The organism is Kitasatospora sp. NPDC093806 (genome assembly GCF_040683335.1).
Taxonomy (GTDB): domain Bacteria; phylum Actinomycetota; class Actinomycetes; order Streptomycetales; family Streptomycetaceae; genus Kitasatospora.
This window is the reverse complement of the sequence record NZ_JBFBDO010000039.1, coordinates 1-26,106: the sequence shown is the minus strand read 5'-3', so window position 1 is coordinate 26,106 and position 26,106 is coordinate 1. Positions and strand designations below refer to the sequence as shown.

At 76.0% G+C, this 26,106-nt stretch carries 16 protein-coding genes; 1 reads left to right on the top strand and 15 read right to left on the bottom strand.

The window, feature by feature from the left end; translation table 11 throughout:
• Positions 1–10: 10 nt before the first annotated feature.
• From glyA to AB0N76_RS19850, 15 genes are all read right to left on the bottom strand, one after another.
• The gene (glyA, locus tag AB0N76_RS19920) at positions 11–1,396 is read right to left on the bottom strand and encodes a serine hydroxymethyltransferase (RefSeq protein ID WP_363558801.1); all 1,386 of its coding nucleotides are present in this window, start codon (positions 1,394–1,396) and stop codon (positions 11–13) included.
• Positions 1,393–4,734 (bottom strand): amino acid adenylation domain-containing protein, encoded by a 3,342-nt coding sequence (locus tag AB0N76_RS19915; RefSeq protein ID WP_363558800.1) that lies wholly within the window; start codon positions 4,732–4,734, stop codon positions 1,393–1,395. The genes glyA and AB0N76_RS19915 overlap by 4 nt, the downstream gene beginning before the upstream one ends.
• Positions 4,731–6,068 (bottom strand): cysteate synthase, encoded by a 1,338-nt coding sequence (locus AB0N76_RS19910; RefSeq protein ID WP_363558799.1) that lies wholly within the window; start codon positions 6,066–6,068, stop codon positions 4,731–4,733. Before AB0N76_RS19910 ends, AB0N76_RS19915 begins: the two co-directional genes overlap by 4 nt.
• Positions 6,065–11,494, bottom strand: coding sequence for an amino acid adenylation domain-containing protein (locus AB0N76_RS19905; RefSeq protein WP_363558798.1), 5,430 nt, complete (start codon positions 11,492–11,494; stop codon positions 6,065–6,067). The genes AB0N76_RS19910 and AB0N76_RS19905 overlap by 4 nt, the downstream gene beginning before the upstream one ends.
• A gap of 69 nt (positions 11,495–11,563) precedes the next feature.
• Positions 11,564–11,785, bottom strand: a complete 222-nt coding sequence (locus tag AB0N76_RS19900; RefSeq protein ID WP_363558797.1) for an MbtH family NRPS accessory protein — start codon at positions 11,783–11,785, stop codon at positions 11,564–11,566.
• Positions 11,786–12,050: 265 nt separating this feature from the next.
• A complete protein-coding gene (locus AB0N76_RS19895; protein ID WP_363558796.1) occupies positions 12,051–13,343 on the bottom strand; it encodes a hypothetical protein in 1,293 nt (430 codons plus the stop codon).
• A 168-nt stretch (positions 13,344–13,511) separates the two neighbouring features.
• Complete coding sequence (locus tag AB0N76_RS19890; protein ID WP_363558795.1) at positions 13,512–14,516, bottom strand: clavaminate synthase family protein; 1,005 nt, start codon at positions 14,514–14,516, stop codon at positions 13,512–13,514.
• A 103-nt stretch (positions 14,517–14,619) separates the two neighbouring features.
• Positions 14,620–14,889, bottom strand: coding sequence for a phosphopantetheine-binding protein (locus AB0N76_RS19885; RefSeq protein ID WP_363558794.1), 270 nt, complete (start codon positions 14,887–14,889; stop codon positions 14,620–14,622).
• A gap of 27 nt (positions 14,890–14,916) precedes the next feature.
• On the bottom strand, positions 14,917–16,242 hold the full coding sequence (locus AB0N76_RS19880) for a type III PLP-dependent enzyme (protein WP_363558793.1): 1,326 nt from the start codon (positions 16,240–16,242) through the stop codon (positions 14,917–14,919).
• The gene (locus AB0N76_RS19875; RefSeq protein ID WP_363558792.1) at positions 16,232–17,779 is read right to left on the bottom strand and encodes an AMP-binding protein; all 1,548 of its coding nucleotides are present in this window, start codon (positions 17,777–17,779) and stop codon (positions 16,232–16,234) included. The genes AB0N76_RS19880 and AB0N76_RS19875 overlap by 11 nt, the downstream gene beginning before the upstream one ends.
• The gene (locus tag AB0N76_RS19870) at positions 17,776–18,828 is read right to left on the bottom strand and encodes a ketoacyl-ACP synthase III family protein (RefSeq protein WP_363558791.1); all 1,053 of its coding nucleotides are present in this window, start codon (positions 18,826–18,828) and stop codon (positions 17,776–17,778) included. The genes AB0N76_RS19875 and AB0N76_RS19870 overlap by 4 nt, the downstream gene beginning before the upstream one ends.
• 512 nt (positions 18,829–19,340) lie before the next feature.
• Complete coding sequence (locus tag AB0N76_RS19865) at positions 19,341–22,199, bottom strand: penicillin acylase family protein (RefSeq protein WP_363558790.1); 2,859 nt, start codon at positions 22,197–22,199, stop codon at positions 19,341–19,343.
• A 277-nt stretch (positions 22,200–22,476) separates the two neighbouring features.
• Positions 22,477–23,493, bottom strand: a complete 1,017-nt coding sequence (locus AB0N76_RS19860) for an AfsR/SARP family transcriptional regulator (protein ID WP_363558789.1) — start codon at positions 23,491–23,493, stop codon at positions 22,477–22,479.
• A gap of 183 nt (positions 23,494–23,676) precedes the next feature.
• A complete protein-coding gene (locus AB0N76_RS19855; protein ID WP_363558788.1) occupies positions 23,677–23,937 on the bottom strand; it encodes a hypothetical protein in 261 nt (86 codons plus the stop codon).
• A gap of 289 nt (positions 23,938–24,226) precedes the next feature.
• Complete coding sequence (locus AB0N76_RS19850) at positions 24,227–24,469, bottom strand: hypothetical protein (protein WP_363558787.1); 243 nt, start codon at positions 24,467–24,469, stop codon at positions 24,227–24,229.
• A 436-nt stretch (positions 24,470–24,905) separates the two neighbouring features.
• On the opposite strand from AB0N76_RS19850, the gene AB0N76_RS19845 reads away from it, so the two are divergent.
• The gene (locus AB0N76_RS19845; protein ID WP_363558786.1) at positions 24,906–25,889 is read left to right on the top strand and encodes a helix-turn-helix transcriptional regulator; all 984 of its coding nucleotides are present in this window, start codon (positions 24,906–24,908) and stop codon (positions 25,887–25,889) included.
• Positions 25,890–26,106 lie beyond the last annotated feature (217 nt).

The following is a 26,106-nucleotide window of genomic DNA, read 5'->3' as shown; positions in this document are numbered from 1 at the left end:
AGGGAGGGGATCAGACGGAGTGGTGCGGCAGCGGGAACTCCCGGCAGAGCCGGGCGACTTCGTCCCGCACCTCGGCGCGGACGGCCGGGTCGAGGGTGAACTCCTGCTCCCCGCGCGGCACCAGCGCGGTGAGCACCCGGTCGACCAGGGCGGCGCAGCGGCGCAGCTCGGTCGGGCCCATGCCGCGCAGCGCCAGCGTGTTGGTGCCGAAGCGGACGCCGCTGGTGACCCGAGGGCCGCGCGGGTCGCCGGGGATCCGGTTGCGGTTGACCACGATCCCGCAGCTCGCCAGCGCGGACTCGGCGATCGCGCCGGTCAGGCCGCGCCGGCCGACGTCCAGCAGCACCATGTGGTTGTCGGTGCCGCCGGTGACCAGGGTGTGGCCGAGCCCGGCGAAGGCGTCCGCCAGCTCCCGGGCGCCGTCCACCACCCGCTGCGCCAGCGCGCGGAACTCCGGCTGGGCGGCCAGGTCGAAGGCCCGCGCCTTGGCGGCCACCGAGCCCAGGTCCGGGGTGCCCTGGAGGAACGGGAAGGTGCCGTGCGCGATCGCCTGGGCCAGCGTGCGCTTGGTGCCGGGCAGCGGCAGGTCGGCATCCCGGCCGAGCAGGATCAGGCCGCCGCGCGGCCCGTACAGCTGCTTGTAGGTGCTGGTGGTGGTGGCGTGCGCGTGGTCCACCGGGCTGGGGTGCAGCCCGGCCGCGACCAGGCCGGCGATGTGCGAGATGTCGGCCAGCAGGAAGGCGCCGACCTCGTCGGCGATCCGCCGGAACCGGGCGAAGTCCACCGTGCGCGGGTAGGCGCTGGCGCCGCAGACGATCACCTTGGGCCGGTGCTCGCGGGCCAGTTCGGCGACCTGCTCGTAGTCCAGCAGGCCGTCCGCGTCGGTGCCGTAGCCGACCGCGTCGAAGAACCGCCCCGATATCGAGGCCGGCGAGCCGTGGGTCAGGTGGCCGCCCGCGCTCAGCTCCATGCCGAGCAGGGTGTCGCCCGGCTTCATCAGGGTGCAGAGCACGATCTGGTTGGCGGTGCTGCCGGAGTGCGGCTGGACGTTGGCGTACCGGGCGCCGAACAGGGCGCGGGCCCGGGCGGTGGCCAACCGCTCGACCTCGTCGACGAGTTCGCAGCCCGCGTGGTAGCGGGCGCCCGGGTAGCCCTCGGTGGTGACGTTGGAGATGGTCGCGCCCGCGCAGGCCAGCACCGAGGGGTCGGCGCTGCTGGAGGCGGCCACCATGGCCAGCGTCTCGTTCTGCCGGGCGTGCTCGCGCACCAGCAGGTCGGACAGCAGCGGGTCGGCGTCGGCCAGCCGGTGCGCGCCGAGGCCGGCGTACCGGGCCAGCACGTCGGTGCCCGCGGCCGTACCGGTGCTCGTGCTCGTGGTGGTGGTCGTGGTGGTCATGCGTTGCTCTCCTCGTGGTCGGCGAGCAGCCCGAGGGCCTCCTCGTCGGTCATCTCCAGCAGTCCGGCGGCGATCGCGGCCACCGCGGCGACGTCGGTGCCCGCCGCGCGGCCCCGGGCGGCCAGCCGCACCGCCTGCTCGGCGAGGGTGGGCGCCTCGAACAGCTCGCGCAGCGGCAGCTCGACGCCGAAGGTCTCCAGCACCGCCGAGGCGAGCCGGGTGGCGAGCAGCGAGTGCCCGCCCAGCGCGAAGAAGTCGTCCTCGGCGCCGACCCGGTCGACCTCCAGCAGCTCGGCCCAGAGCGCGGCCAGCACCAGCTCGACGTCGTCGCGGGGCGCCAGGTAGACGGCACCGGCCCGGCCGGCCTGCCCGTCGGGCTCCGGCAGCGCGGCCCGGTCCACCTTGCCGTTGGGCGACAGCGGCAGCGCGTCCAGCGTCACGAAGACCGCCGGGACCATGTACTCGGGCAGCTCGGCCTTCAGCAGGGCGCGCAGCTCGGCCGGCTCCGGGGCCGCCGCGGCCGCCTCGGGCGGCACCAGGTAGCCGACCAGCCGCCGCTCGTCCCCGTCGCCGCGGGCCGTCACCACCGCCCGCTCGACGCCCGGGTGGCGGCGCAGCACCGCCTCGATCTCGCCCAGCTCGATCCGCAGGCCGCGCACCTTGACCTGGTGGTCCAGCCGCCCGATCAGCTCGATCACCCCGTCGGCGCGGGTCCGGGCCAGGTCGCCGGTGCGGTACAGCCGCGCGCCGGCCGGGACCGGCCCGGTGCCGGCGCCCGGGTGCGGCCGGTAGCGGTCCGCGGTCAGGCCCGGTCGGCCCAGGTAGCCGCGGGTCAACCCGGTACCGGCCAGGCAGAGTTCGCCCGGCACCCCGACCGGGGCCGGCTCCAGCGCCGGGGTCAGCATCACGGCCTGCTGGTTCACCATCGGACGGCCGTACGGGATGCTCGTCCACGCCGGGTCGACCTCGCCGACCGGGAAGGTGATCGAGTGGATGGACGCCTCGGTGGCGCCGCCGAGCGCGATGAACGCCAGCCCCGGGGCCAGCCGACGGAACCGCGCGGGCAGGCCCACCGGGATCCAGTCCCCGCCGAAGAAGGCGACCTTGAGCTTCGGCAGCCGGACGTTGCGCTCCTCCCCGGCCCGCACGAAGGCGTCGGCCAGCGCGGGCGCCGAGTTCCACACCGTCACCTTGTGGCGGCGCACCAGGTCCACCCAGTGGTGCGGGTCGCGGGCCCGGTCCGGGTGCGGCACGACCAGCGCGCCGCCGGCCGCCAGGATGCCGAGCGTCTCGTAGACGAACATGTCGAAGCTGGGGGAGGACAGGCCGAGCACCCGGTCGCCCGGGCCGACGCCGTAGGTGGCGTTGAGGTCCAGCAGGTTGTTGACCACACCGCGGTGCGGGACGGCGATGCCCTTCGGCGTGCCGGTGGAGCCCGAGGTGTAGATGACGTACGCCAGGTGGTCCGGGCTCACCCCGGCGGCGCGCCGGACGGGGACGGGCCACCGCTCGGCGTCGTCCACCTCCAGCAGCTCGGCCCCGCCGGCCGGCAGCAGGTCCGCCAGGGCGCGCTCGGTGAGCACCACCGGCGGCGCCGCGTCCGCCAGCATGAAGGCCAGCCGCTGCGCCGGGTACGCCGGGTCCAGCGGCAGGTAGGCGCCGCCCGCCTTGAGCACCCCGAGCACCGCCGCCACCAGCGCCGGGCCCTTGGTCAGGCAGAGGCCGACGGTGCTGTCCGGCCCCACGCCCGCCTCGGCCAGCCGGCCGGCGATCCGCTCGGCCAGCGCGTCCAGCTCCGCGTAGCTCAGCTCGCCGCCGTGGCCGACCACGGCCGGGGCCTCCGGGTGCAGCGCCAGCCGCTCCTCGAACAGCTCGTGCAGGCAGGCCCCGGACTGCGGGTAGGTGTGCGCGGTGTCGTTCCACTCCACCAGTGCGCGGTGCCGCTCCGGGCCGGTCAGCATCGGCAGCGCGGACAGCCGGGTGCCGGGGGCGGCGACGGCGGCGGTCAGCAGGGTGCGCCAGTGGCCGAGCAGCCGCTCCACGGTGGCGGCGTCGAACAGGTCGCTCGCGTACTCCGCGGTGCCGGTGAACACGCCGTCCACCTCGCGCAGCTGGAGGTTCAGGTCGACCTGCGCGCCGCCGCGCGGCACCTCCCGGACGGTCACCTCCAGACCGGGCAGGGCGGGCATGGTCAGCGGCGCGTTCTGCACCAGCAGCAGCGACTGCACCAGCGGGTTGTGGCTGAGCGCCGGCCCGGCCGCCCGCTCCGGCAGCATCCGCTCGAACGGCAGGTCCTGGTGCTCGAAGGCGGCCAGCGCGGCCGACCGGACCCGGCCCAGCAGCTCGGTGAAGGTCGGGTCGCCGGCCAGCGAGGTGCGCACCGGCAGGATGTTGATGAAGCAGCCGATCAGGCCCTCCGCCTCGGCCGGGCGGACCGCCGCGCCGGTGCCGACCACGATGTCCTCGACACCGCTGTGCCGGGCCAGCACCGTCTGGAAGGCGGCCAGCAGCGTCATGAACGGGGTCACCCCGGCCCGCCGGCCGAGCGCCCGCACGGCGGCGGAGAGCTCAGCCGGGAGCTCCACCGGCAGCGTCGCCCCGCGCAGCGACTGCACCGCCGGACGCGGCCGGTCGCAGGGCAGCTCCAGCAGCTCGGGCGCGCCGGCCAGGGCCTCGCGCCAGTAGCCGCGGTTCCCGTCCTCGGTGCCGGCCGCCTGGGTCTCGCCCTCCCAGACGGCGAAGTCGCCGTACTGGATGGGCAGTTCGGGCAGCTCGGCGGCCCGGCCGGCATAGCAGCGGGCCAGCTCGTCCAGCAGGACGCCGATCGACCACATGTCGGCCACCAGGTGGTGCACGGTGATCGCCAGCACGTGCCGCTCCGCCGACTGCCGGTGCAGCGCCGCGCGCAGCAGCGGGCCGGCGGCCAGGTCGAACGGGCGCGCGGCGTCGGCGGCCAGCACGGCCGCCAGCTCCTCGGCGGCGGTCTCCCGGGTCTCCAGCGCGAACGGCGCCGGCTCGCCGACCAGCTGCACCAGCTCGCCGTCCACCTGGTCGAAACAGGTGCGCAGCGACTCGTGCCGGCCGACCAGCTCGGTCAGCGCGGCCGCCAGCGCGGCGGGGTCGAGCGGGCCGTCCAGGTGCAGGGCGAACGGCAGGTGGTAGGCGCTGGTGCCGGGGACCAGCCGCTCCACCAGCCAGATCCGGCGCTGCGCCGAGGTGGCGGGAAAGGCGAACTGCTGCATGGTCTGCTCCGCTGTCTGCCGTTCGGACGGCTCGGGGTCGGTCGGTTCGGGCTTGGACGGTTGGGGGGTGAAGGGGACGGGGTCGGCGGGCGTCATGCGCCGGTCACCAGGTAGGCGGCGGCCTCCGCGCTCAGGCCGGCCGGGATCCGCAGCTCGGGCTCGACCAGGACGGGCCGGTGGGTGGCGGCCCGGCGGGCCCGGCCGCCGCCGGTGACGTGCAGCAGGACGGTCTCCCCGGAGCGGATCCGCCCGGCGGCCACCGCCTGCCGCAGGCCGGCCAGGGCCACCGCCGCGGCCGGCTCGACGTCGATGCCCTCGGCCTCGGCGAACAGCCGCCCGGCGGCGAGCGCCTCGGCCTTGTCCGCCGCCCGCAGCTCCCCGCCGCTCTCGGCGAGGACCTCCCGGACCCCGCCGGCCACCGCGTACGGCGGCTTGCGGGTGGTCAGCTCCTGGGCGTACGAGGCGGCCACCGCCGCCCGCACCTCCGGACCGGAACCGATCACCGGCTCCGCCAGGCCGTCCTGCCAGGCGCGGACCATCGGCGCGAACGGAGTGTTCTGGCAGAGCGTCAGCCGGGGCAGGCCGGCCGCCCCTTCCGAGGAGCAGATCGCTCCCGGGAAGCCGGCCGCGCGCAGCCGCCGGGCCGCCTGGTGCGCGGCGATCGCGCCGGCCCCGCTGCCCACCGCCTGCACGTAGTGGTCGGGCAGCCGGCCGATCGTCTCGGCGGCGGCCAGCAGCGCCGTGCCCAGACCGTCCCGGCGGGCCACGTTGCGGGTGCCGCCCTCGGCCTGGAAACCGGGCCGGGCGGCGATCGCGTCGGCCAGCAGGATCGCGTCGGTGTAGTCGCCCGCCACCGTCACCAGCCGGACGCAGTCGGCGCGTTCACCGGCGCCGGCCAGCGCGGGCAGCGCCGTCTCCGGCACCACCAGCACGCACGCCGTCCCCTGCCGTGAGCAGGCCCGCAGGAACGCCGCGGCGGTGTTCCCGGCGGAGGCGACCACCAGCACCGGCGGCCGCTCGGGCAGCCGGGCCAGCACCGCCTGCGCCTCCAGCTCCTTGAAGCTGCCGGTGGAGAGGGCGGCGCCGCGCTCGGGCCAGTGGCCGCTGAACGCGACCCACAGGTCGGTCAGGCCCAGTGCGCGGCCCAGCAGCTCGGCCCGGTAGGTGGCACCGATGACGCCCTCGGGCCGGGCCCGGCCGGCGGTCGGCAGCCAGCTCTCGTAGCGGAACGGGCCGCTGCCGGGGCCGGGGGTGAAGGCGGTGGCGTACTCGGTGGTCAGCAGGCCTGGCCGGTGCGCCGTGGCGCAGTCCAGCCGCAGGCCGTCGTCCTGGTAGGTCGCCCGGCAGACCGGACATCGGAGCAGGTAGGGCCGGGTCGCGGCGGGGGCCGGAGCATCCTGGGTGGACGGGACGAGCGGGGCGGCGGTCATCGGCCCTCCCCGTCCACGGCGCCGGCGGTGGCGGCGACGGTGGCGGCGGGTGCCGGGCGCAGCGCGCCGTCGGACCCCCGGCTGACCCGGTAGCGGGAGCGGTCCACCCGGCCCAGGACCGGCCGGGCGGCCGACGCCTCCGGGGCGGGCCCGGCGGCCGCCGCGTCCACCAGGGCGGCGACGGCGGCCACCGTCGGCCGCTCGAACAGCCGGTGCAGCGGCAGCGCGGCCCCGAACTCGCCCCGGGCGCGCTCGGCGAAGCGGGCCAGCAGCAGCGAGTGCGCGCCCCGGTCGAAGAGGTTCTCGTGCCGGCCGATCCGCTCGGTGCCGAGCAACTCGGCGAGCAGGGCGGCGATCCGCCGCTCGGTCGCGCCGACCGGCTCCTCGACGGCGTCCGTCGATGTGCCGTCCGTCGCTGTGTCCTCCGGCGCGGGCAGCGCCCGGCGGTCGACCTTGCCGTTGGCGGTCAGCGGCAGCGCGTCCAGCGTCACCAGCAGCGAGGGGACGGCGTAGCCGGGCAGCGTGCGCCGCAGCGACTCGCGCAGCTCGGCGGGCGTCGCCCGCTGTTCGGGGTCGTGCTGCTCCAGGTAGGCGACCAGCCGGGCGGTCGCGCCCTCGCCGTCCACCACGACCGCCGCCCGGCGGACCGAGGGCAGCCGCTCCAGCGCGGTCTCGATCTCGCCCAGCTCGATCCGGTGCCCGTGCAGCTTGACCTGGGTGTCGGCCCGGCCGACGAACAGCAGCGCGCCGTCCGCGCCGCGCCGCACCAGGTCGCCGGTGCGGTAGAGCCGCGCGCCCGGCACGGTGCCGAAGGCGTCGGGCACGAAGCGCTCGGCGGTCAGGCCGGGCTGCCCCAGGTAGCCGTGGGCGAGGCCGTCGCCGCCGATCAGCAGCTCGCCGGTGACCCCGGCCGGTACCGGCCGCAGGGCCGGGTCGACCAGGTGCAGCCGGGTGTTGGCGACCGGCGCACCGAGCGGCAACGGCCCGTCGGCGGCGGTCAGTTCGCCGCGCGTCGACCAGACGGTGGTCTCGGTCGGGCCGTACACCTGCCAGAGCCGGACGCCGCGGGCGAGCAGTTCGGCGGCCAGTTCGGCGGGCAGCCGCTCGCCGCCGCACAGCGCGGTCAGGCCCGGGGTGCCGGTCCAGCCGGCGTCCAGCAGCAGCTGCCAGGTGACCGGGGTGGCCTGGAGGTGGTCGATCCCGCCGGCCTCCAGGCAGGCGCGCAGCCGGGAGCCGTCGCCGGCCGTCGGGCCGTCGGCCAGGTGGACGGTCGCGCCGCGGGTCAGCGGCAGGAAGTACTCCAGCGCGGCGATGTCGAAGGCCGGGGTGGTGACCGACAGCCAGCCGGTGCCGGGGGCGGGCGCGAGGTCGCGCTCGAAGGAGGCCAGCAGGTTCGCCAGCGCCCGGTGCGGGACCACCACGCCCTTGGGGCGGCCGGTCGAACCGGAGGTGTGCAGGACGTAGGCGGCCGCCTCGGGGGCGATCACCGTGTCGGCGGTGCGCTCGGCCTCGCCGACGGCGTCCATCGGCAGCACCGTCCAGTCGCCGGCCGGCACCCGGTCGGCGGGCAGGTCGGTCAGCACCGCGGCGGCGGCGCCGTCGGCCAGCACCAGGGCGAGCCGCTCGGCCGGGTGGCCGGGGTCCAGCGGCAGGTAGGCGGCGCCGGACTTGAGTACGCCGAGCAGCGCGGCCAGCAGGCGCGGGGTGCGCGGCAGCAGGACGGCGACCGTCCGGCCGGGCCCGACACCGAGGGCGCGCAGCCGGGCGGCGACGCCGTCGGCCAGCCGGTCCAGGGTGCGGTAGTCGAGCTGCTCGCCGGCCACGGTTCCGGCGGCGCGGACCGCGACGGCCTGCGGGGTGCGGGCGGCCTGCGCCTCGAAGCGGCGGACCACGCCCCCGGCCGGGTCGTAGGCGAGCGCGCTGTCGTCGCCCTCGGCGAGGGCGGCCCGGCGCTCGGCGGCGGTCAGCAGCGGCAGTTCGCCGACCGGGCGGGCGGCGTCGGCGGCGATCTCCGTGAGCAGGGTGACGAAGCGGGCGGCGAACCGCTCGGCGGTCACCGGCAGGTAGCGGTCGGTGTCGTAGCGGACCGAGCCCACCAGTCCGTCGCCGGCCGCGCCCAGGGTGAGCTGGAGGTCGAACTGGCTGCCGCCGACCGGCAGCGCCAGCGTCGAGCACTCCAGCGCGCCGGCCGGGGCATCGGCGGACGCGGCCCCGAGGGTGAACGGGACGCGGTCCCGGCCGGTGGCCATCGCCACCAGCGCCTCGGCGTGCCCGCCCGGCGCCTGCTGGAGGCTGAACAGGCTGCGCACCAGCGGCCGGCCGGCCTGGTCGCGGTCCGGACGGACCAGCTCCACCAGCGCCGGGAACGGCACCTCGGCGCCGTCCAGCGCCACCCGCGCCGTGTCGCGCACCCGGGCCAGCAGCCCGGTGAACGGCTCGTCGGCCTCGATCCGGGCCCGCAGCGGCACGGTGTTGACCAGGCAGCCGACCGTCCCGGCGAACGCGGCGTCCGCCCGCCCGTGCGTCGGGCTGCCGACCACCACGTCCGACTCGCCGGTGCAGCGGGCCAGCAGCAGCTGGTAGGCGGCCAGCAGCACCGCGTACAGCGTGCCGCCCTCGCGCCGGGCCAGCGCGGTCAGCGCCTCGGTGGTGGCGGCGTCGACCTCCAGCGGCACCGCCGCGCCGCGCAGCCGCTGGCGCTCGGGCCGCGGCAGGTCGGCGGGCAGCGAGGTACCGGCCCGGACGCCCGTCAGGACCTCGCGCCACCGGTCGAGCCGGCGCCGCCCGGCCGGGGTGGCCGTCAGCTCGCTCTGGCGGCGGGCGAAGGCCGCGAACGGGGCGGCGGTGGTGCCGGTGAGGCCGGTGACATCGACGGGCTCGCCGCGCAGCGCCGCCGGGTAGCCGGCCGCCAGCTCGTCGAGCAGCAGCGACAGCGACCACAGGTCCGCCACCAGGTGGTGGGCGGTCAGCACCAGCCGGTGGCCGTCCTCGGCGCCGCTGAACAGCCGTGCCCGCAGCAGCGGTCCGGCCTCCAGGTCGAAGGGCTCCTCGGCCGCCGCGGTCAGCCGCCCGGCCAGCTCCTCCGCGCTCCACCCGGAGACGTCGACCTGCTCGAAGGCGGGCGCGAGCGCGGCGTGCACCCGCTGCACCGGGCCGGACCCGGTCCGGGGGAAGGTGCTGCGCAGCACGGCGTGCCGCTCGGCCAGGCCCGCCAGGGCGGTGCGCAGGGCGGCCGGGTCGAGCTCGCCGTGCACCCGGAAGGCGGCGGAGACCAGGTAGGCGGGGCTCTCCGGGGCGACCTGGTGCAGGAACCAGAGGGCGGCCTGGTTGGGGGAGAGCGGGTGGTCGCCGGGCTCGGTGGCCTCCGCTGCAGCCTCCTCCGGTGCTCCCGGAGCCTCCGCCGCGAACCGCTCGGCGAGCAGCTCGGCCAGTCCGGCCAGGTCCAGGGCGAGCGCCTCGGTCAGCGCCAGGTCGACGCCCAGGCCCGCCCGCAGTTCGTGCCGCAGCCGGACCGCGCCGAGCGAGTCCAGGCCCAGCTCGGCGAGCCGCTGCCCGGGCGTCAGCTCCTCGGCGGCCAGCCCGAGCCGGGCGGCGAGCAGCGCGCGCAGCGTGGCCAGCAGCAGCGCCGGACGCTCCGCCGGGTCGGCGGCCCGCAGCGCGGCGGCGTCCAGCGCCACCGACCGCTGCTCCGCCGCGCCCTGCGGACGGCCGCTGTGGGCGAGCGCGGTGAGCTCGCCGGCCAGGTAGGAGGCGGCGCAGACATGGCGCTGCACCTTGCCGCTGGAGGTGCGCGGCAGCGTCGCGGCGCGGATCAGCACCACCGCGGCCGGCCGCACCCCGTGCGCCTCGGCGACCGCCTCGCGGACCGCGCGGGCCAGCGCCGTCAGGTCGCCGTCCTGGTGGTCGCGGGCCACCTCCTGGACGATCACCAGCTCGGCGGTGCCGTCGAGTTCGACCTGGACGGCGGCACCGCAGTTGGCGCGCAGCGCGGGGTGGACGGCGGAGACGGTCTGCTCGATGTCCTGCGGGTAGTGGTTGCGGCCGCGGACGATGACGAGGTCCTTGAGCCGCCCGGTGACGTACAGCTCGCCGTCGCGCAGCAGGCCCAGGTCGCCGGTGCGGAGGAAGTCGGGCCCCTCGGCCCCGTCGTCCTGGTGGAGGCGGGCGCCGAAGGTGGCCGCGCTGTGCTCGGGCCGGTTCCAGTAGCCCTGGGCCACGCTCGGGCCGGCCAGCCAGATCTCGCCGATCGCGCCGGCCGGCAGCGGCTGCCGGGTGACCGGGTCGACGATCTCCAGCCGCTGGGACTCGTCCGGGCGTCCGCTGCTGACCAGCTCGGTGGTCCCGGGGGTGGCCTCGGTCCCACCCGCGAGCAGCTCGTTCGGGGCGGAGTAGCGGGCCGGTGCGGTGCCGTGCGGCTTGCAGGAGACGATCAGCGTGGCCTCGGCCAGCCCGTAGCACGGGGTGAAGGCCTCGGCCCGGAAGCCCGCCGGGGCGTAGGCCTCCGCGAACCGCCGGAAGGTCTCGGCGCGCACCGGCTCGGCGCCGTTGAACGCCACCTCCCAGCTGCTCAGGTCGAGCCCGGCCAGCACCTCGGGGGTGGCCAGGTCGGCGCACAGGTCGTAGGCGAAGTTGGGGCCGCCGCTCACTGTGGCCTTGGTGCGGCTGATCTCGCGCAGCCAGCGCAGCGGGTCCTGGGCGAAGGCGGTGGGCGCCATCAGCGAGCAGGAGCCGGCGTAGTACAGCGGCTGGAGCATGCCGCCGATCAGGCCCATGTCGTGGAAGAGCGGCAGCCAGGACATGCCGCGGGTGGCGCCGGTGGTGCGGAACGCCCGCTGGATCAGCGCCGAGTTGTGCAGCAGGTTGCCGTGGGTCAGCACCACGCCGCGCGGGGCCGAGGTGGAGCCGGAGGTGTACTGCAGGAACGCCACCGTGTCGGCGCCGACCGGCGGCCGCGTCCAGTCGTCCGCCTCCTCCTCGGGCACCCGGTCGGTCGCCAGCAGCCGCAGCACGTCCATCACCGCGCCGTCCGGGTCGTCGGGCAGCAGCCGGTCGCGGACGGCGGCGGTGGTCAGCGCCACCGTCGCCCCGCAGTCCGCGACGATGTCGACCAGGCGCTCCAGCGAGCGCGGCCGACGGTTGGGCGGGTACACCGGGACGGCGACGGCCCGCGCGTACAGGCAGCCGACGAAGGAGACCACGTAGTCCAGGCCCGGCGGCTGGAGCAGCAGCACCGGACGGTCGGTGAGGCCGAGCCGCTGCAGCCGGGCCGCGACGGCGCGGGCCTGCCGGTCGAGCTGTCCGTAGCTCAGCCGCTCGGCCGGCGCGTCCTCCTTCCCGGAGAACTCGAAGGCCGTCCGGTCCGGATCCGCCGCCGCGGTGGCGGCGATGGCCGAGATCCAGTCCTGGTGCTCAAGTCGCGGGTCCACGCGTTCGTTCCTCACCGTTCGGTGTCCGATGCCCTGTTCGTGCTGCTGCCGGTGCTCGATCGCCCGGGCTCAGCCGGTGGTCTCTGCGGTCTGCCGCTCCATCGCCCGGCGCAGGCTCAGCGGCCGCATGTCCGTCCACACCTCGTCGATGTGGGCCAGGCAGTGGGCCTTCTCGCCCCGGGTGCCCTCGGCCCGCCAGCCGGCCGGCAGCTCCCGGTCGGCCGGCCAGATCGAGTACTGCTCCTCGTGGTTGACGACGACCTGGTAGACGGTGGTGTCCTCGTTGCTCATCACTGCGCTCCGATTCGGTGGATGGGTTCCGGTGGATGGGTTCCGGTGACGGGGTCGGTCTGTGTCGACCTGTCATCGATGCTGTCGTTCCGCCCTGACCGCGTCCTTGGTCCGTCCTGGGGACGGCCTTGGCGGGAGCGGGCGTGGTTCCGGCGACGGACCGGCCCCGGGCTGGCGACCCCCGGACGGCGTTCGGGCGGCTCACTGAAAGCCCACTGAAGGCCCACTGAACGCCGGCCGGGGCCGGTCGTCGCCGGCCCGGGGCTCAGTCGAGGGCGGGGAAGAGCCGGGCCTCGGCGGCCTCGCGGAGGTAGGCGGCGCCGGCGGTGCCCCCGGTGCCGCGCACACTGCCGATGATCTTCATCGTGATGCCCCAGTGGGTGCGCTTCATCGCGCCCCAGGCGGCGTCCAACTCGGCCATCGCCGAACGGAGTTCCTCCTTCGGCAGGCCGCTGCGCTCCAGCGTGAGGTGCAGCGTCGGGCAGGACCGCTCGACGGCGCGGTAGGCCCGCGACTGGACCGCGCTCCGGCCGTCCGTGTTGGCCCGGATCACCGCGAAGGCGTCCTTGGGCATGGTGGTCAGCACCCGGAACACCGCGGACGTCCCCGCCACCTGCCGGGTCGCCCCGTCCAGCAGCTCCCGCGCCAGGTCGGCCCGGCCGGCGGTCACCGTCTCGGTCGCCGCCAGCACGGCCCGGCCGACGGCGGCGAAGACCGCCTCGAAGATCTGCACGACCCGGATGAACATCTGCTCGTCATGGCACCGGGTGGTCGGCGTCAGGGTGACCTCCACCGCCCGCAGCACGTCCGCCGGGAGCGTCGCCCGGGCCGCGGCGACCGCCTCGGCGCAGGCGCGGACCAGGTCGGCCGGGTCGGTGTCCTCGGTGGTGGCGGTGGCGGTGGTGGCCGTCGTGCCCGTCGTGGCCGCCGCGCCGTGCTCGGCCGGGAGGCCGGCCGCCGCGGCGAGGGCGCGCAGGGCGGCCCGGGTGCGGGCGCGGCCGTCCGGGTTCCCGGCCAGGGCGGCGGCCTCGATCGCCACCAGATCGGCGAGCAGGGCGGTGATCACCTCGTCCGGGCTCGCCCCGCCCGCGGCCAGCGAGGCGTAGACCGGGCTGCCGAGGTAGCTGTCGTAGTCGCCCCGCCGCCCGTCCACCACCTGCGGCAGCCAGTCGGCGAGCAGCCGCGCGGCCGGGTCGGCGGGCTCGGCGTCCGCTGCCTCCTCGCTCTCGATGAGCTCGGCGTCCTCGATGGGGGCGGGCTGGAGCGCGCGCAGGGCCGTCAGCAGCTCCGCGCCGACCGCGTTCTTGCCGACGGCCCGGTAGTGGCCGAGAACCGCCGGATAGGGGAACCGGTCGGCGGGGCGCCCGTCGGCCTGCCAGTGCGCCAGTTCGCGCAGCGCGCGGCGCGGGTCGAGGTCGGCCGGGTCCGGACCGGCGGCGGCCAGGCTGAGGCCGCCCACGCCGGGCGCGCGGGCCGGGTCGACCTCGGGTATGGACGGTATGGACGCGGGGGAGACGGTGGTGCCGGCGGGGCCGGTCGGGGAGAGGGCGGTGGTCACGGGTCGCTCCGATCGATGGACGGCCGGGCCGGGAGCGGCCCGGTGGGATGGCCCGGCGGGCGACGGCCCGCGGGCAGGACGGCACAGCCCGGCCGGGCGCGGACCCGGAGGTCCGCACCGGCCAGGCTGTGGGGGTGGGGTGGGGTGGGGCAGGGGTGCGGCGGTGCCTCAGGCCTCGCCCTCGGCCGGGTCGGCCAGCACGTAGCCGTCCCCGGCCCGGTGCGCGCGCGAGCGGCGCAGGTCGGCGAGGACGAAGGTGCGCTGCAGCCAGCGGTCGGTGCCGTCGAAGCGCGGGCTGAACGCGGTCCGCCCGTGCACGGTGATCCGGTTGTCGACGATCGCCAGGTCGCCGGGCTCCAGCCGGGCGGTCCGGGCGGTGCGCTCGAACAGCCGCTGGAGCTCGGCCAGGGCGGCGGCGGCCGCCTCGGTCAGCGGCTCGGTGGCGGCCAGGTCGACCCGCAGGTCCGGGTCCTCGGGCGCGCCGCCGAGCACCGGGTGCGGGTCGGCGGGACCGTCGGTGGCGCCGAAGGACGGCGGCGGCGCGGTCCGGAACTCCGGCCGGCCCAGCACCGCCCGGGTCCGCTCGTCCAGCAGCGGCAGCACCTCGCGCACGCAGGAGGTGCGCAGCCCGGCCAGCCCGTCCGGGTCGGCGCGCAGGCAGAGCAGCATGACGAAGTCCGGACGGTGCGGGTGGAAGGCGTTCTCGTTGTGGAAGGTGAGCAGCACCGAGCCGGCGTTGCCCTGGAACTCCTCCCGCCCGGGCACCGGCACGACGTCCTGCACCAGCGCGCCCGTCTTCTCGGGGCGGAACGCCGCCGGGTCGCCGAGCCCGCAGGCGGCGAGCATCAGCACCGCGGCCGGCACGGTGGCGGTGCGCTGCACCGAACCGTCGATGAGCGGGGTGGCGCCGAGCCCGGCCGCGCCGACCGGCAGCCCGCGCACCAGCAGCGCGCCGCCCGGGCCGGGGTCGCGGCGGAAGTCCCGCAGCGCGCGGCGCAGCCGGACCGGGGTCTCCTCCCAGTGCGCGCGGGCCGCGGCCACCCAGGCGGGCTCGTCGACCAGGGACTGCGGCGGGTCGCAGAGCAGCGCAGCGACCCGTTCGGTGGCGGCCGTCTCGGCCCCGGTCAGCACCAGGTCCGGCGCCGAGATCTCGATGTCCGGTGAAACCGGCACAGGTATCAGCCTTTCGTGAAGCGGTCGGGGGCGGGCGGTCGGCCGCGGGGCCGGCGGTCGGCACGGGGGCTGACGGCCGGCACGAGCGGCCGACGGCCGACGGTCAGCGCGGGTCCGCGGCGTCCAGCTGCCGGGCGACGACGGTCCACAGGCTGCCGACGGTCTCGAAGGACTCCGGGCCCAACTCCTCGTCGGGCAGGGCGACCTGGTAGGTCTCCTCCAGCCGCACCAGCAGTTCGACGGTGGCCATCGAGTCGAGGCCGGCCGTCCGCAGCCCGAGGTCGGCGGGCAGCGGCTGCTCCTCGGCGAGCCGGGGCAGCATCTCGGTGAGGACGGACTCGTAGCGCTCGTCCCAACGGTCGTGTGTGCTCACGGTGTTCAGCTCCTTGTGCGGGGTGGTTCAGGCGTGGTCGTGGAAGTGCTCGTGGTCGAGGTCCGGCAGCGGCTCGCGGCGCAGGGCCAGTCGGTCGGCGCCGACCACCCGGCCGTCCCGGACCGTGACCTCGACGGGCGCCGGGCGGCTGAGGAAGCCGAGCAGGCTCGCGGTGGCGCCGTACGCGCCGACGTTCGGCACGGCCAGCAGTGCGCCGGGCCGCGGTGGTACGGCCTCGGCGGCCCGGCTGATCACGTCGGCGGGGGTGCAGAGCGGACCGACCAGGGCCACCCGGCGGGCGGCGTCGTCGTGGTCGGTGCCGACGAACGGCTGTGGCCTGGCGAGGCTCAGCGGTTCGGCCCGCAGCGTGGGCAGCCGGCCGACGCCGGAGAGCCCGCCGAGGTGGTTGATCCCGCTGTCCAGCACGCCGTACGTGGTGCCGCGGCTCTCCTTGACCTCGGTGACGGTGCAGATCAGCCGCCCGCTGTCGCCGACCAGGTGCCGGCCGGACTCGAAGGCCAGCTCCAGCCGCCCCCGCCAGCCCGGCAGGTGCTCGTCCAGCGCGGCCGTCAGCGGCTCGCGCAGCCCGTCGTAGCGCGGCCGCTCGCCCGGTGCCGCGTACGGGCAGGCGAAGCCGCCGCCGAGGTCCAGCATCCGCAGCGGCAGGCCCCAGTGCGCCTCCAGCGCGGCGGCGGTGCGGATCGAGGCGACGGCCTCGGCGAGCAGTCCCTGCGGGTCGGCCGCGTTGGTCAGCGGGAAGAAGTGCAGCCCGGACAACTCCGTGCCGTCCACGGTGAGTTCGGCGAGGTCCGGGAGGCCGTCGGTGATGTCGTGGCCGAACTGGGACGGTCCGCCGGTCATCCGCAGGCCGACGCCCGCGCCCGCGCCCGTGCCGTTGATCCGCAGCAGGCAGCGCGCGGTCACGCCCAGCGCCCGGGCCTCGGCACCGACCCGGCGCAGGTCGGCCGGCGACTCGACCGAGAAGGCGCGCACCCCGGCGAGCAGCGCCTCGCGCACCTCCCCGGCGGTCTTGCCCGGGCCGCCGTACAGGCAGTCGGCGCCGTCGAAGCCGGCCGCCAGCGCGGCGGCCAGCTCGCCGGTCGAGCAGATCTCCGGACGGCAGCCGGCCAGCCGCAGGGTGCGGACCAGCTCGGGGTGCGGGTTCGCCTTGAGCGAGTAGTAGAGGTGGGCCTCCGCGGGCAGGGCCGCGCGCAGGTCGGCGGCGGCCCGCTCGACCCGGGCCAGGTCGTAGACGTACAGCGGGCTGCCGTAGCGGCGGACCAGCTCGGCCGCCAGCAGGTCCTCGGCCGGCGGGTCCGTGGGCACCGAGGTGGTGGGGGAGTCAACGCGCATCGGTGTCCAGCGCCTTCCGGTCGATCTTTCCGTTGGGGGTGAGCGGCAGCCGGGCGAGGATCCGGCAGCTCGCGGGCACCTTCGCCGGCTCCAGCCGCTGCTCCAGGCCCTCGATCACCCGGCGCTCGGTCAGCCCCTCCTCGCCGGTGACGACCAGCCGCAGGTCGAGCCCGTTCCGGGGTGGCAGCGCGGCGGCGGCCCGGACGCCCGGCACGTCCAGGGCGGCGGCCTCGATCTCCGGCGTGCCCATCCGCACGCCGCGCCGCTTGAACTGGTCGTCCAGCCGCCCGGCGAAGTAGAGGTGGCCCTCCGCGTCCAGCCGGCCGTGGTCGCCGGTGTGCAGCCGGATCCGCCCGGTGCGCGGGTCCGGGCGGTAGCGGCGGGCGGTCAGCTCGGGCGCGTTCCAGTAGCCGGCCATCACGTGCGGCCCGCCGACGACGATCTCGCCGACCTCGCCCGGCGGCAGCGCGCGGCCCCGCCCGTCGAGCACCTCGACCGTGGTGCCGTCCAGCGCCCGGCCCACCGAGCCGGGACGGTCGCGGTCGGCGTCCGGCTCGGCGATCGTGACCCGCTTGCACTCGGTGATCCCGTACATCGCCACCACGGCCGAGCCCGGGAACCCGGAACGCAGCGCGTCCATGGTCGGACCGGCCAGCGCCGCCCCGGTGTTGGTGAACAGCCGGACGTGCTCCGGCGGCGCGCCCCGGGCCGCGAGCCGGCACAGCATCTCGGCCAGCGACGGCACCACCGGGACCACGGTGGCCCGGGCCTCGCGCAGCACGCTCAGCACCCGCACCGGCGCGGCCGCGTCCGCCAGCACCAGCTCGGCACCGGCGAGCGCGGCCAGCAGCAGCTGGTAGAGGCCGTAGTCGAAGGAGAGCGGCAGCGCCGCGAGCACCACGTCGTCCGGCCGGTAGCCGAGGCGGCGGGCGATCGCGCGGGCGGCGAAGACCACCTGGCGGTGGGTGCAGACCACGCCCTTGGGCGCGGAGGTGCTGCCGGAGGTGTAGATCAGCTGGGCGATCGCGTCGACGGGTATCCGCTCGGGTCCGGCGTCCATGGCCGGCCGATCCGCCAGCACCTCGGCGGGCGCGGCCGGCCGGGCGCCGCAGGCGGCGACGGCCGCGCGGACCGGCTCCGGCTCCGACGGGTCGAGCACCACCACGGCGGGTGCGGCGTCCGCCAGCACCCCGCGCAGCACGAAGGCCTTCATCTCCGGGTTCAGCGGCACCGCGACGGCCCCGGCGCGCAGCACGCCGTAGTACAGCGCGACGAACTCCCGCCGGTTGCCGAGCCGCAGCACCACCCGGTCGCCCGGCCCGACACCCCCGGGACCGCGCAGCCAGTCGGCCACCGTCCGGCTGGCGCGGGCCAGTTCGGCGTAGCTCCACACGCCGTCGGCGTCCCGGACGGCGGGCGCGGCGGGCCGGGCGGCGGCGGTGGCGTCGAGCAGGTCGACGACGAGGCCGCCGTCCTCCGCCGCCGGCCCACCCGGCTCGGTCAGTGCCCCGGTCTTTCCACGTTCCCCGGCGCTCATGCGCACCCGCCCTCGGCGTCGGTGATCTCCACGACCGCGCTGGTGCAGCTGTAACCGGTGCCGCCGCCGACCAGCAGCACCCGGTCGCCGTCCGCCAGCTCGCCGGTCTCCAGCAGCTCGTTCAGCCCGGCGAAGTGGTCCCCCGCCCCCAGGTGGCCCACCTCGCGGCAGAACTCCCAGGTGGAGAGCTTCTCGTCGAGGCCCAGTTGGTGCTCCAGCTGCCAGGCCATCCGCTGGTGCCCGGTCGTGTTGAGCACCACCCGGGCGATCCGCTCGATCGGCGTGTCGGCCTCGGCCAGCGCGACCCGGATCGACTCGGCCGCCACCTCGGCCGTCCGCAGCGTCGCGGCCCGCAGGTTGCGGTGCGCGCGGAAGTACTCCTCGGCCCGCGCCCCCAGGTCCACCGGCCGGGACTCCTGCTCCGGCCCCGCCCGGAACCCGGCGCCCCGGGCCAGCCCCTCCAGCGAGTTGTCCACCCGGGTCGCGGTGGCCAGCAGTCGGCCGAACGCGTCCTCGGGGGAGGAGCTCAGCACCAGCGCGGTGCCGCCGTCGCCGTAGACCATGCCCCGCTCGGCCCGCCAGCGGTCGAAGGCGGGCGGCGCGAAACGGTCGGCCGTGGTCAGCAGCACGGCCTCACCCTCGGGGGTCGCCCGCAGCTGCCGGGCCGCCAGCTCCAGCCCGGCCAGCCCGGCGTTGCACTGCTGCAGCAGGTCGAACGCGGGCACCGCCGGACCGACCGAGTGCTGCGCCACGTACGCGGCGGCCGGCCACAGCTCGGCGCCCTGGAACCACAGGTAGCTGTGGAAGACGGTGCCGACCCGCTCCGCCGCCCGGCCGGCCCGGCGCAGCGCGGTGCGGGCCGCGCGGACCGCCATCTCCGGCGCGGGCAGATCGTCCGGTCCGTCGGCGGCGGCCGAACTGACCGACCGGATCCGGTTGACGGCGTGCTCCTCGGCGTCGTACGCACCGGCCGCGACGGCGGCCTCGGCATCCGCGCGGTCGGCCAACCAGACACCCGTTCCGGCCAGGTACACCTGCTCCCAGCGCATGTCTCTCCGATCTCAGGCCCCGCGGCAGGGCACCCGGGGACGACGGTCGCTGACGATGCTTCCGCCCCCCGCCTGCCGCGCGGTTGCCCTCCACTGACGCCCCGCTGGCCCCCACCTGCCGTCCGACCTGCGCCCGACCTGCGCCGCACGGGGCCGGCACTGACGGCCCCCCCGTGCCGCCACCGACCGCACACTGAAGGCCCCCCGGTGTCCGACTGAAGCCCGTCTGAACCCACCGGCCCCGCCCCCACCCCTGCCCCCACACGCGCGAGTGCCCGGCCCCGCCCTCACCACCCCTGCCACCCACCGCGCACCCCTGCCACCCACCCCCCACCCCCGTCACTCACCCCCACCCCTGCCCCCGCACGCGCGAGTGCCCGGCCCCGCCCCCACCACCCCTGCCACCCACCGCGCACCCCTGCCACCCACCCCCCACCCCTGCCCCCACACGCGCGAGTGCCCGGCCCCGCCGTGGAGGCGGGGCCGGGCACCGGAATCGACGAACCGAGGAACTAGGGCGTGAGGCGCAGGCGGTCGCGGGCGGCGGCGTCGACGGCCGCCGGCTTGTACGGCCAGGCCAGGCTGCCGCCGTTGGCCCAGAGTTCGACCTGGTCGGTGTAGGTGTCGGCGGTGGCGTGGCCGGAGGCGCCGGTCAGGTTGATCCAGCGGGAGCGTTCGAAGTCCGCCAGGTCCACCACCATCCGCATCGACGGCACCCAGATCACCCCGAACCCCTTCTGCGGGTCCCAGCCGTTGGCCAGCACCGAGTCGGTGCCGCCGCCGACGCCGACCGGGTCGGCGTTCAGCAGCCACTGCAGCGGGGCGGGGCCGGCCGCGCCCAGGGTGGGGTGCTCCAGGGTCAGGGTGTGCAGGGTGCCCCAGCGCCACTTCCGGGGTTCGTCGCCGAGCCGCTCGCGCAGGTCGGTGGCGGCCCGCTCCATCGCCCGGCGCAGCATCGCGTCGCGGCCCTGGACGGACGGGTCGGTGACGCTGGTCCACCAGGGGCTGTCCGGCTTGTCGAGCAGCCCGCGCACCACGTCGAACCAGCGGCCGCCGCCGTCGGGGTAGGCGTAGCCCTTGAGTCCGGCCTGCTTCATCCGGTCGGTGAACGCCGTCTTCAACAGCTCGCGCCAGACCGCGTTGAAGTACGCGGCCGGAGCCGAGTCGGCGCCCTGGGTGAAGTCCCAGCCGCGCAGCAGCTCCTGGGCCGCCCCGGCCTGGCCGCCGACCTGGACCCGGAGCAGGTGCGGCACCAGGGTGACGGCGTTGCCGTTCCAGCTGTCCTGGGTGATCCGCTCCATCGCCGCGACGTCCAGCTTGCCGGCCCGCTCGATCAGTTCGGAGATCCGCTGGCTGCGGTAGCCGGTGCCCCAGTCGCTGCCGATCAGGTGCGGGAAGTCCGGGCCGACCACCGCGTTGTTGGCGGTGACGATGTAGCCCTCCGGCGGGTTGAAGCTGGTGGGCAGCTGGTCGAAGGGCAGGTAGCCGGTCCAGTCGTAGGCGCCGGTCCAGCCGGGGACCGGGCGGCGGCTGTCGCCGGCCTTGCGGACCGGTATGTGGCCCGGCGTCTGGTAGCCGATGTTGCCGGCGGTGTCCGCGTAGATCATGTTCTGCACGGGGGAGGCGAAGACGGCGGCGGCGGCCCGGAACTCGTCCCAGTTCCGCGCCCGGTCCAGGGCGAACAGGGCGTCCATGGTGGGGGCGGGGTCGAGCGCGGTCCACTGCATGGCCACCGCGTAGCCGTCCTGCTCGCCGTGCGGCGGGACCTCGGGCTCCTTGCCCTCGTCGGCCACCTCGCGGGCGGACTTGAGCACGTCCGAGATCAGCGGCCCGTGCACGGTCGAGCGGACGGTCAGGTCGACCGGCCGGCCGCCGGCCACCTTGATCTGCTCCCGGCGGACGGTCAGCGGCAGCTGCTTGCCCTGGTACTCGTAGGCGTCGCCGCTGGTCTTCTCCACGAACAGGTCGGAGTCGGCGGCGCCGAGGTCGGTGAAGCCCCAGGCGATGTCGGCGTTGTGGCCGATGACCACGCCCGGCATGCCGGCGAAGGTGAAGCCGGTGACGTCGTAGGCGCAGTCCGGGCTGATCCGGGTGCAGTGCAGGCCGACCTGGTACCAGATGCCCGGCAGCGACGGGGTCAGGTGCGGGTCGTTCTCCAGCAGCGGCTTTCCGGTGGTGGTGCGGCTGCCCGAGACCACCCAGGAGTTGGAGCCGATCCCGGTGCCCTGCGGGCCGAGGACGGCGGCCATCACGCGGTTCACGGCCGCGCTGTCGGCCAGCGCGGCGGCGGCCGCGGCCGGAACGGCGGGTGCCGCCGCGGGGGCGGGCGCCTGCGCGGCCGCGGGCGCCGCCGGGGCTGCGGGTGCTTCCGGCGCTGCGGGTGCCGACGGACCGGCCGGCGTCCCGGCCGGTGCCCGGTCGCGGACGATCGGCGACCAGCGCTGGTAGTCGTACCCGGGGAACAGGTCCTCCGCCGTCCCGGCCGGCAGGTCGGCCGCCAGCATCGAGTGCTGGAACTGGTCGATCATCCCGGTGTTGAGGTTCCAGGCCATGGTCTTCAGCCAGGAGACCGAGTCGGCCGGCGTCCACGGCTCCGGCCGGTAGTCGCCCGACACGAAGCCGAGGACCGGGTACTCCACCGACAGTTCGGCGCCGTCGTGCTTGGCGAGGTAGGCGTTCACACCGGCGGAGAAGGCCTTCAGGTACTCCTGGGACTGCGGCGACAGCATGGTCACCTCCTGCTCGGCCACCCGGTACCAGCCGAAGGTGCGGGCCACCTTGTCGGTCTGCACCTCGCCGGGGCCGAACATCTCGGCGAGCCGCCCGGCGGTGACGTGCCGCTGGACGTCCATCTGCCAGAACCGGTCCTGGGCCTGGGCGTAGCCCTCGGCCAGGAACAGGTCGTGCGCGTTGTCGGCGTAGATCTGCGGGATGCCGGAGGCGTCCCGGACGATCCGCGCCTCGCCGCGCAGCCCGGGGACGCTGAGCTCGCCGGACAGCTGCGGCAGCGAACGCCCGACCGTCCAGTACGCGTAGCCGGCCAGGCTCCCGGCGGCCAGCAGGACCAGGGTGGTGAGGACGACCGCGGTGCGCTTGACGATCCGCAGCACACGCCGGCGCCTGGAGCGCGGGACGGGCGCCTCGGCCTCGGCCGCGCTACCGGCCGTGGCTCCGGCGTCGGCTTCGATTCCGGTCCCGGATTCGGCGGCGGCGGTGACCACGGGCGCGGTGTCGCGCTGCGCCTCGGGGCCCTGCGCTTCGGAAGCCTGTGCTTCGGCACCCTGAGCTTCGGGGCCCTGCGGTTCGAGGCCCTGCGCTTCGGGGGCCGGCCGGGGGTCGCCCGGCGAGGCCGTGTCGGTATGGACGGTCATGGGGTGGCGCTTCCTTGTCTCGACGGGGTTCCGGCCATGGCAAGTACCGCCGTGCGCGGGCGCGGAGGCGCGGGCGCACGGCGGCGGAGGGCTGACGGGCAGCGGAGGGAAAGAGGGGAGAGGTGCGGGGGCCGGGCACGGCGGCGCCGCGGGGCGGCCACCGGAGGGCGGACGGCGGCTCCGGTGGCCCGCTCACGGCCGCCCGGTGGTCGAGCGGCGACGGAGCGGCGGTCGAACGGTGGTCAGTGGTGGTTCGGTGACGGGTCGCCCGGCCGCCTCAGCGGGCCAGCCGGGCCGTCCCGTCGTCCCAGGGACTGCGGACGGCGGCGGCGCGCGGCACCGGGACGGCGGCCGACGTCGAGCCGACCAGGGTCAGGTAGGGGCGTCCCCCGAACGGCGCGGAGGGCAGCTCGCCCCCGTACCCGCCGTCGGCCGACGACTCCGGCCCCCCCAGAGGAGCAACCGAACCCACCGACTCGACCGGCACGGGGCGGGCGAGCGGATCGGGCCGTCCGGCGAGGATGGCCTCCTCGATCCGGCGCAGCTCCGGCCCGGGCATCAGCCCGAGGTTGTCCATCAGTGTGTGCCGCGCCCGCTGGTACGCGGCGAGCGCGTCGGCCTGCCGGCTGCCGCGGTAGAGGGCGACCATGAGCAGCGCCCAGAGCCGTTCGCGGTACGGGTGTTCGGCGGTGAGGACGAACAGGTGCGGCACCAGCCGGGCGTGGCCGCCGAGTTCGAGCGCGAGTTCGGCGTGCTCCTCGACGACGGCGAGCCGCAGTTCCGCGAGCCGGGCGCGTTCGACGTCGAGCAGGGGGCCGGTCACGCCGGTGAGCGCGGGACCGGGCCAGGAGGCGAGGGCGGCGGCGAGGGTCCGTTCGGCGGCTTCGGGTTGGCCGGCGGCCCGCAGGGCACGGGCGTCGGCCACGGTCTGCTCGAACCGGCCGAGGTCGCACTGGTGCGGGCCGATGGAGAGCCGGTAGGAGGCGCCGATCCGGGTGAGGACGCCGCTGGCGGTGCGCGGTGCCCGGTCGGGTTCGAAGAGCTTGCGCAGCTTGGAGACGTACGCCTGCACCAGGTTGGCACCGTCCAGGACGGCGGTGTCGCCCCAGATTCCGTCGATCAGATGGTCGCGGCCGACGGGCGATCCGGCGCGCAGCAGCAGGACGGCGAGCAGGGCGCGCTGGCGGGGTGCGCCGAGCGGGAGTTCGACGCCGTCGCGCCAGCCCCGGACCTCACCGAGCAGCTCGAAGCTGAGGTCGGCGGGGTGGGTGGTCGAGAGGAGAGGAGTAGTCATGGCAACCTCCGCCGAGCCGGGGTCCGTCGTGTGGCGGCTCGGGCGCAGTTGTGGGAACACGGTGCGGGGCGGGTCCGGCCGGGGCCGGTGCGGTGCGGTTCGCGGTCCGGACGGCGGGCCGGGAGGTGTACCGGGAGGTCCGGACGGTGGACCGGGTGGTGTACCGGGCGGGCCGGTACGGGTTCACCACTGCCAACCCATGTCGTTCGGCTTGGAGTTGCCGCGGCCGGCGCCGTTGCCGCCGGTGGTGCTGTTGCTGCCGCCGTTGCCGTTGCCGTTGTCGCCGGTCGTGGTGACGGTCAGGTTCTGGACCTGCGGCTGGACGGCGGACGTCACGGTCATGGCCTGCGCGGCGGTCCCGGCGAGGCCGGCGATTCCGGTGGCGGTGCCCAGGACCAGGGCGGTGGCGGCGAGGGCGGCGGCGGGGCGGAACTTGGCGGACATGGCGACGGCTCCTTGGTTCGGGCATGGGAATGCCCGGTGCTGTGGTGAGGGTCTTGGTGAAGGACGGGGCGGAGCACCCGGCGGAGGCCTCGGTGAGGCCGGTGTTCCGTGTGCTGCTGCTCGCGGCTTGCTGCGTGCTGCTTGCTGCTTGCTTGCTGCTCGCCGCGCTTCGACGATTCGATTCTGCCCCGCTCGCAAGCCGGTTGTCCCGACTCTCGAGTGACACAAGTTGTCGCTGGCATATCTGTGTCAGGGGGGCGGACGGATCGTGCCAGGGTGACGACGGGGGTCAGGCGTGCGCGAACCAGCCGGTCAGTTCGGGGGTTCCGGCGATCGCGCGGGCGCAGACGGCCAGGCAGAGGTCGCGGGCGGTATCGGGGTTGGGGGCGATCACGAACATCACGCCGCGCGCTCCGGCGCGCGAGCCGTGCACTCGGACGTGCTCGGGGCCCTCATAGAAGCGGGTGGCGGTATGCAGCGCGGTGGCCACGGTGACGTCGGCCGGAACCGGGGCGTCGTGGGGGGAGGTCATGGTGAAGGGGACGACATGCACGCAGCCACAATGGTGGAATCCGGCCGCCCGCAGGCGGGTTGGAGCGGGCACGTTCTTGCCACGGCTTGCCTGTGCCAGCCCGTACATCCCTTTTCCCGCGAACATCCCGGTATGCATCCCCGTCATGTTCCCGCCACGCCCGCGTCGCGATCCGGACACGACCCGCCGCCGCAGGGTCCTCACCCCACCCACCGGCCCCACCCGGCCCGCCGCCCCGGATCCCGTTCCGGCCGTGACTCAGGGTGGCCGACACGCGACCCTGCTGATCGGCGGGTGTCTGAGGCCCGAGGGGCGGTGGTAGTTTCTGACCAGGACCTGTCCAATCTCGCAGGTAGGGCTCTGTGTCCGTACCGTGCGTCAGCGAACGATCGCAGGTCGCGGCGCGGATCGGTTAGTCGTCATGGGGGGCGACCGCATGCTGACCACACTGGGACTCACTCGTCAGGCCGAGTCCGTCTACCGCCTCATGCTGGGCCAGCCGAACTGGGGGGTGCTCCGCATCGCCGAGGAGCTCCGCTGGGACGAGGCCGCCGTGCGCCGCGCGATGGACGAGCTCGCCGACCTGGAACTGATCCGCCCCTCCTGGGAGGGCGGCGGTGCCATGCGCACGGTCAGTCCCAAGGTGGCCTTCGACGCGCTGCTCGCCCGCCGGCAGGCCGAGGTCGCGCGCAAGCAGCAGGAGGTCGAGTCCAGCCGGGCGGCGATCGCCGGCCTGGTCGCCGAGTACTCGATGCTGCGCCCGGAGGAGAGCGCCGGCGGCGTCGAGCACCTGGTCGCCCTCGACGACATCCGGGCCCGCCTGGAGGAACTGGGCGCCCAGGCCCGCCGGGAGACCATGGCCTTCGCGCCGGGCGGCAAGCAGACCCCGGAGAACCGCGAGGCCAGCCGCCCGATCACGCAGGCCCTGCTGGATCGCGGGGTCAAGGTCAAGACCATCTACCTGAGCAGCATCCGCAACGACCCGGGCAGCGTCGAGCACGCCAACTGGCTCGCCGCGCAGGGCGGCGAGACCCGCACCACGGGCGTCCTGCCGATGCGGATGCAGATCGTGGACCGCGAGGTCGCGATGGTCCCGCTCGACCCCGACGACCTCTCCAAGGGCGTCGCCGTGATCCGCGAGCTCGGCGCGGTCGCCGGCCTCTGCGCGCTCTTCGACCAGACCTGGGACCAGTCCGAGGTCCTCGGCGCCGCCCCCGTCACCCAGACCGGCGAGATCAGCCCGCAGCAGCGCGAACTGCTCCGCCTCCTCTCCGCCGGCCTCACCGACGAGGCCGCCGCCCGCCGCCTCGGCGTCTCCCTGCGCACCGAGCGCCGCATGATCACCGACCTCATGGACCAGTTCGACGCCCAGAGCCGCTTCCAGCTCGGCCAGCGCGTCACCGAACACGGCCTCCTCTGACCCCACTGCCTGTACCTCTGTCTCCTTCTACCCCTCCTTCTACTCCCACCTCTGCGGGCCAGGGCGGGGCAGTGGTTTGCCCTGCCCCGCTGTGAGGGGTAGTGTTCTCTAGTCGCTTGACAGGGAGCACCGGACACGCATCTGCGCGGACGGTCCCGGGGCGGCCAATCCTCTTCTTGGAAACACCATCTCCGCCCCGGACCGGGGTCTATTTGGT

What these genes read in the sequence shown, in the direction of transcription:
- glyA (WP_363558801.1), bottom strand. Translation starts at nt 1,396, where the DNA reads ATGACCACCACGACCACCACCACGAGCACGAGCACCGGTACGGCCGCG.
- AB0N76_RS19915 (WP_363558800.1), bottom strand. Translation starts at nt 4,734, where the DNA reads ATGACGCCCGCCGACCCCGTCCCCTTCACCCCCCAACCGTCCAAGCCC.
- AB0N76_RS19910 (WP_363558799.1), bottom strand. Translation starts at nt 6,068, where the DNA reads ATGACCGCCGCCCCGCTCGTCCCGTCCACCCAGGATGCTCCGGCCCCC.
- AB0N76_RS19900 (WP_363558797.1), bottom strand. Translation starts at nt 11,785, where the DNA reads ATGAGCAACGAGGACACCACCGTCTACCAGGTCGTCGTCAACCACGAG.
- AB0N76_RS19880 (WP_363558793.1), bottom strand. Translation starts at nt 16,242, where the DNA reads ATGCGCGTTGACTCCCCCACCACCTCGGTGCCCACGGACCCGCCGGCC.
- AB0N76_RS19875 (WP_363558792.1), bottom strand. Translation starts at nt 17,779, where the DNA reads ATGAGCGCCGGGGAACGTGGAAAGACCGGGGCACTGACCGAGCCGGGT.
- AB0N76_RS19870 (WP_363558791.1), bottom strand. Translation starts at nt 18,828, where the DNA reads ATGCGCTGGGAGCAGGTGTACCTGGCCGGAACGGGTGTCTGGTTGGCC.
- AB0N76_RS19865 (WP_363558790.1), bottom strand. Translation starts at nt 22,199, where the DNA reads ATGACCGTCCATACCGACACGGCCTCGCCGGGCGACCCCCGGCCGGCC.
- AB0N76_RS19860 (WP_363558789.1), bottom strand. Translation starts at nt 23,493, where the DNA reads ATGACTACTCCTCTCCTCTCGACCACCCACCCCGCCGACCTCAGCTTC.
- AB0N76_RS19855 (WP_363558788.1), bottom strand. Translation starts at nt 23,937, where the DNA reads ATGTCCGCCAAGTTCCGCCCCGCCGCCGCCCTCGCCGCCACCGCCCTG.
- AB0N76_RS19850 (WP_363558787.1), bottom strand. Translation starts at nt 24,469, where the DNA reads ATGACCTCCCCCCACGACGCCCCGGTTCCGGCCGACGTCACCGTGGCC.
- AB0N76_RS19845 (WP_363558786.1), top strand. Translation starts at nt 24,906, where the DNA reads ATGCTGACCACACTGGGACTCACTCGTCAGGCCGAGTCCGTCTACCGC.